Origin of the sequence: Corynebacterium sp. ACRPZ (assembly GCF_022346205.1) — a bacterium.
Taxonomy (GTDB): Bacteria; Actinomycetota; Actinomycetes; order Mycobacteriales; family Mycobacteriaceae; genus Corynebacterium; species Corynebacterium lehmanniae.
On record NZ_JAKRMR010000028.1, the window covers coordinates 1 to 5,649 of the forward strand.

Sequence of the window (5,649 nt, forward strand, 5' to 3'; positions counted from 1 at the left end):
GTTTTGAGGACCGTCAGTAATATTTAGCGGCATCTGCGGCGGGCACGAAAAAGCGCCCTCCCGCTATGCCGGGAAGGCGCTGCCGCAGATGCCGCTAAATATTACTGACGGTCCTCAAAACGCCGACGAAAGCTTTCCTCCATGCTGGCGCTGCGCTGGGTGCGGGGCTTTGCCTGCCTGGACGCGCGCGCGGACGGGGACGACTGGTTCGACGGGGTGCGCAGGGCCATGATGCCGCCGAAGAGCATGACTGCGAAGCCGATGATGCTCAGCACAATCGTCCAAATGCTCAAGCTCGCCAGTGCCACGCCGCCGAGCAGCAGCACGAGCCCCAGGACGATCAGCGCGACGCTGCGCATGGTCAATCGCCCCGTCTTGGGCGCGGAACCGAAGCCAGATTCAGTCACGACACTGCTACCGAATTTCGGGTCGTCCGCGAAGAGCGACTGCTCAATTTCGCGCAACGCCCGCATTTCCTGCTCAGATAGAGACACTGCTCACTCTCCAGATACCGATGGCGGACTGACAATATCCGATTAACGGCCATGGTACGCAGATTGTTCCCGTGTCCCACTTTCGTCCCGCTAGGCGGCCATCGGCACCTCCCCTGCACGGGTGGACAGGTAGAACTCCTCCGCATCCGCAAGTAAGCGGTGCACGACGGCCGCGCCCGGATCCGTTTCAATGCCGGACGCCACCCTGCCGCGTTGCGCCGAATAGCGCTTGAACACGGCCGCCCAATGCGCGCCGTCGTCGCCCGTGAGCGCGAGCTTGTCCCACGCGCTGGTGGGCAGCCGCTTGCGCTTGCGCACGACCGGCGAGCCCGCGTTCCGCGCCCCGGCGACCCGAAGCGCCGCACGGTAGGCGTTTTCCATCGCCACGTCGTGCCTGCCAGCCTCAAAATCATCGTGCGCCAGTCCAATCAGCTCCTCGGCCGCGGCCAGGAACTGGTCCGCCTTGCTGATACGCGCGCCCCGCCCGTACACCGCACCGGTTGTTGCCGAAACTACGCTTCCCATCATCGCTTCCTCCTGCGCAAACATTGCTTTCGTTTAAGTGATGGGCTCACCCTAAAACACCCGTTCGACACCACCGGCCCCTCAAACGAACGTGTGTTCGAACCAATGTTTGGGTTCTTGTCACGCCCCGCACCCGCAAGTGCTTCCATAGAGGGGTGACTGCAACCATCCAGCGCCTCACGGCAGCCGAGTTCCTGATGCTCGTCCCCACGCTCGTTGACATCTATATCGAGGCCATGGGGTACCCGCGGTCCATGCGCCGCCAACGCATTCAGGTGTGGAAAGGCGAGGTACGCTCCCCCGGTTTCACTGCGATCGCGGCGATCGAGGGCGGCCAGGTCGTGGGCATCGCCTACGGCTTCATCGGCACCCGGGAGCGCTGGTGGGACCGCCAACTCGTGCGCGCGATGGAGGCGAACGGCGGGATCACAGATCAGGACCGGGACATGCTGCGCAGCTACTTCGAGGTCGCGGAGGTGCACGTCTCCCCTGCCCTGCAAGGCAATGGTCTGGGCTCCCGCCTGCTCACGGAGCTGCTGCGGGAAGCCCCGACACGCTGGGCGCTGCTGTCCACTCCGGAGGTTGCGGGCGAGGCGAACAACGCGTTCGGACTCTACCGAAAGTTCGGTTTCACGGACGTGGCGCGCAATTTCCTCTATGAGGGAGATAAACGGCCCTTCGCCATCCTCGCCCTCGATCTGCAAAACCGCACTGGGTAGGGTTTGCAGGGAAAGCATGAATTTCAGGCACGAGGAGCGTGGGCGTGAAAAATCTTGGGCTCGAGGACGTACCGGCACAGGTAGAACAGCATCTTGCAGCGTTTTTTGACGAGCGCGCGATAGCTGTCGAAACCATTGGTGAGCCCGTCGCCCACGCCGTGGGCCACCTGCGGCGCTTTGTCCTCGGCGGCGGCAAGCGCGTGCGCCCCACGTACGGATGGGCCGGGTTCGTCGGCGCCGGCGGTCTTCACGGCACCGAGGACCCCGAGGCAGTGCTCCGCGCGGTGAGTTCGCTGGAGCTGATTCAGGCGTGCGCGCTGGTGCACGACGACATCATCGACGCCTCCGACACCCGGCGCGGCAACCCCACGGTGCACCGCGCGCTCGAAGCGGAGCACCGCAGCCAGGACCTGCTCGGCTCCGCGGAGCTCTACGGCACGAACGCAGCGATCCTGCTCGGCGACCTCGCACTCGCCTGGGCTGAGGACATGTGGCGTTACTCCGGCGTCTCCCAGGACGCGCTCGCACGCGCCGCGGAGCCGTGGGTGGGCATGCGCACCGAGGTCATCGGCGGCCAGCTGCTGGACATGATGCTGGAGAGTCTCGGCAGCGAATCCGTGGAGATGGCCAACCGCGTCAACCGGTTCAAAACGGCGGCGTACACCATCGAGCGCCCCCTCCACCTGGGCGCGGCGCTTGCGGGTGCGGGCGATTCGCTTATCGACGCCTTCCGTGGTTACGGCCGCGACATCGGCATCGCGTTCCAGCTGCGCGACGACTTGCTCGGCGTGTTCGGCGACCCGGCGGTGACCGGCAAGCCGGCCGGCGACGACATCCGCGAAGGCAAGCGCACGGAACTGTTCGCCACCGCCCTCGAGCTGCTGGACCAGGCGGACCCGGCCGCCGCGCAAGAGCTACGTGACGGGATTGGGAAGACGGAGGACGAGGCGGAGCTGCGTCGATTAGCAGCGCTCATCCGCTCCAGCGGCGCGGAAGACGCGGTGGAGGCGCGCATCGAGGAGCTCACCGCCTCCGGCCTGGGCTTTTTGGCTGGCGCCGGCATCAACGACGCCGCCGTTGAAGCGCTCACCGTGCTCGCGCACAAGGCCACCGACCGGCGGATGTGATGCGCCCGCAACATTTGGGCGTTGCCGCCTGCGCGCTGATCGCCGTGGGCTCGTTCGGCGCCGGCGCGACCCGTTACCGCGGCGGCCTGCTGCGCGCGGTGGGCCTGGAGCACCTGTCCTACGGGCACGGCCGCGCGCTGATGGACGTGCTGCTCACCGCCGGCATTTTCGGCCTGGTGGTGGCGTGGGTGCTGCTGTGGAAAACCCGGCCCGGCCTGGCGCAGGTGCGCCGCAGCGTGTGCTGGTGGGCGGGCGTTCTCGCGCTGTCCGCGCCGATCCTGTCGCGCGACGTGTACTCCTACCTCATGCAGGGAGCGATGCTTCGCGACGGCTTCGACCCGTACTCCGAAGGCGCCGCCGTCAACCCGGGTCCGTACCTGTGGGAGGTCTCCCACGACTGGCGCAACACCACCACGCCGTACGGTCCTTTGCACCTCGGCGTGGGCAAGGCGGTGACGTGGCTGGTCGGCGAGAACGTCACGTTGGGCCTGGTGGTCTACCGGCTGATTTCGCTGGCGGGTTTCGCGTTGATCGTGTGGGCCCTGCCGCGCATTGCCACGCAGATCGGCGGCGATCCCGCGCTCGCTTTGTGGCTGGGCGCGGCCAACCCGGTGATGCTGCTGCACCTCATTGGCGGCATGCACAACGAGGCCGTCATGGTCGGTCTGGTCAGCGTGGGCCTTCTGTCGTGCCTGCGCAGCCGCTGGTGCACCCCCGGCATCGCGCTGATCGCCCTGGCGGTGTCGCTGAAAGCCACCGCCGCGGTGGCGCTGCCGTTCGTGGTTTGGCTGATGGTCCAGCGCCGCAGCACCACCACGCTTGGCGCCGCCGGCATGCTCGTGGCTGGCGGGGCGTGGGCGCTCGCCGTCAACGTCGCCGTGATCCAGCTGGTCACGTGGGCATCCGGCACCACCTGGGGGTGGCTCGAAGAGATCACCGGCAACTCGAAGGTGATCAACCCGCTCGCCGGCCCCACCCTCGCCGCCGAACTGATCACGCCGGTGCTCCAGCTTTTCGACGACACGTTCCGCTACAACACCGCCCTCGGCTGGACCCGCACCGTCTTTTCCGTGCTCATGCTGGTTGGCCTGGCGGTGGTGTGGTGGATCTTCCGCCCCCGCCGCGGCGAGGCCTACGAGCGCCGCGCCGTCGCCGGCACCACCGCCGCATACACTGTGGCGTTTGCCGCCAACGCGGTGACGCTGCCCTGGTACTACGCCTCCGTCATCTCGCTAGCTGGCACGTTTAAGCCGCCGGCTTGGGTGGTGCGGGTGACCGTCGGGGCGTCAATAGTCGTGGCGCTGGCGTTCAAGGGCAGCGGCAACCACCGCCTCTACGACATGTGGTTCCTCGCCTTTGCCGCGACCGCCGCCGTCGTGGCGGTGGAGTGGCTGTTTAGGGATCCGGCTAGAACGCCATCGCCTGCGCGCGGCGGATCACTTCGCGAGCTTTTTGGCCGTGCAGCGCGTCCACAGGACGCCCCGGCAGAGAATCATCCGGTGTAAACAGGAACGCTAGGATCTCGTCGGCGTCGTAGCCGCCGTCGAAAAGCACGGTGATCGCGCCGGAGACGAACTTGCTCAAGCCGTCCTCGCCGAGCAGGCTCGCCGGCACAACCTTCTTGCCGTCCTTGACGTAGTGCACCAGCTTCTTCGCGCCGATGTAGTCGTGCACCTTGGTCACCGGCACGCCAAGCTTCTCGGCGACATCCGGGAACGGCAGCAGGGTTTCGTCGATAAGCAATTGCTCAAGATTCGTTTGTGCGCTCACGGTCGGCGATTCTACTCTGGTGCACATGGCAACCTTGCGCGCAGGCACGACACTGGACGGGCGTTACGTTGTCGACCGCCCAATCGCCCGCGGCGGCATGGCCACCGTCTACCGCTGCGTCGACGCGCGACTCGGGCGCGAAGTGGCCGCGAAAGTCATGCACGAACAGTACGTGCACGACGAAGTGTTCCGCGAGCGATTCCGCCGCGAAGCCCGCGCAATGGCGCAGCTCAGCCACCCGAACCTGGTCAACGTGTACGACTTCTCCGCATCCGGCGGCGAAGTATTTTTGATCATGGAGCTGATCACCGGCGGCACCCTGCGCGAGCTGCTGGCAGAGCGCGGCCCCATGCCCCCGCACGCCGCCGCGGCCGTGATGCGCGGCATGCTCACCGGGCTTTCGGTCGCGCACGCGAAAGGCATGGTGCACCGCGACATCAAACCTGACAACGTACTCATCGACGCCTCCAGCCGCGTCAAACTCTCCGACTTCGGCCTCGTGCGCGCCGCCGCCGAAACCACCCAATCCACCGACCAAATCGTCGGCACCGTCGCTTACCTCTCGCCCGAGCAGGTCGACGGAGGGGCGCTGACCGCCGCCTCCGACGTCTACTCCGCCGGCATCGTCCTCTTCGAACTCCTCACCGGCCGCACCCCATTCAGCGGCGAGACCCCCTTGGCCCACGCGTACGCCCGGTTGCGCTCCGACGTGCCCGCGCCATCGTCGCTGATCGCCGGGGTGCCCAAGCTTTTCGACGAGCTCGTGGCCACCGCCACCGCCCGCAACCCGCACGACAGGTTCCATAACGCCGCAGAGTTTTTGGCGGCGCTGGACGACGTAGCTAGTGAGCTGCGGCTTCCGTCTTACACCGTGCCGGCGCCGCGCAACTCCGCCGCGCACCGCGCCGCCGAGCACCCGACGAACTTCGGACTGGCCGCGGGGGCTGGCGGTGCGGGTGGCGCGGCCCACCAGCGCCTTTTCCCCGGCGACGACGCCCCCACCCGCGTCTCTCC

General features: G+C 67.0%; 7 protein-coding genes. 4 read left to right on the forward strand and 3 right to left on the reverse strand.

The genetic code is table 11. The annotated features are described in order from the left end of the window. Positions 1–101: 101 nt before the first annotated feature. Together MHX64_RS11730 and MHX64_RS11735 are read right to left on the reverse strand one after the other, a co-directional pair. Positions 102–494: a DUF3040 domain-containing protein gene (locus MHX64_RS11730; protein WP_181888743.1), complete on the reverse strand. Its 393-nt coding sequence runs from the start codon at positions 492–494 to the stop codon at positions 102–104. A gap of 90 nt (positions 495–584) precedes the next feature. Next, positions 585–1,022 (reverse strand): SAV_6107 family HEPN domain-containing protein, encoded by a 438-nt coding sequence (locus MHX64_RS11735; protein ID WP_370642144.1) that lies wholly within the window; start codon positions 1,020–1,022, stop codon positions 585–587. A 152-nt stretch (positions 1,023–1,174) separates the two neighbouring features. On the opposite strand from MHX64_RS11735, the gene MHX64_RS11740 reads away from it, so the two are divergent. From MHX64_RS11740 to MHX64_RS11750, 3 genes are read left to right on the forward strand one after another with little or no spacing between them, the layout of a single operon-like run. After that, positions 1,175–1,738, forward strand: coding sequence for a GNAT family N-acetyltransferase (locus MHX64_RS11740; protein ID WP_239357628.1), 564 nt, complete (start codon positions 1,175–1,177; stop codon positions 1,736–1,738). 44 nt (positions 1,739–1,782) lie between these two features. Further along, positions 1,783–2,865: a polyprenyl synthetase family protein gene (locus tag MHX64_RS11745; protein ID WP_239357630.1), complete on the forward strand. Its 1,083-nt coding sequence runs from the start codon at positions 1,783–1,785 to the stop codon at positions 2,863–2,865. After that, positions 2,865–4,370, forward strand: a complete 1,506-nt coding sequence (locus tag MHX64_RS11750) for an alpha-(1->6)-mannopyranosyltransferase A (RefSeq protein ID WP_181889612.1) — start codon at positions 2,865–2,867, stop codon at positions 4,368–4,370. The genes MHX64_RS11745 and MHX64_RS11750 overlap by 1 nt, the downstream gene beginning before the upstream one ends. On the opposite strand, the gene MHX64_RS11755 is transcribed toward MHX64_RS11750, so the two are convergent. Further along, positions 4,273–4,635 carry an Rv2175c family DNA-binding protein gene (locus MHX64_RS11755; RefSeq protein WP_370642145.1) on the reverse strand — a complete coding sequence of 121 codons (363 nt, stop codon included), beginning with the start codon at positions 4,633–4,635 and terminating at the stop codon, positions 4,273–4,275. The genes MHX64_RS11750 and MHX64_RS11755 overlap by 98 nt on opposite strands. 25 nt (positions 4,636–4,660) lie before the next feature. Between MHX64_RS11755 and MHX64_RS11760 the strand changes: the two genes are divergently transcribed. Next, a partial coding sequence (locus MHX64_RS11760; protein ID WP_239406335.1) for a protein kinase occupies positions 4,661–5,649 on the forward strand: 989 nt, incomplete at its 3' end.

Bases quoted from the DNA above. Each gene is read 5' to 3' on its own strand.
- MHX64_RS11735 (WP_370642144.1), bottom strand. From the start codon at position 1,022: ATGATGGGAAGCGTAGTTTCGGCAACAACCGGTGCGGTGTACGGGCGG.
- MHX64_RS11750 (WP_181889612.1), top strand. From the start codon at position 2,865: ATGCGCCCGCAACATTTGGGCGTTGCCGCCTGCGCGCTGATCGCCGTG.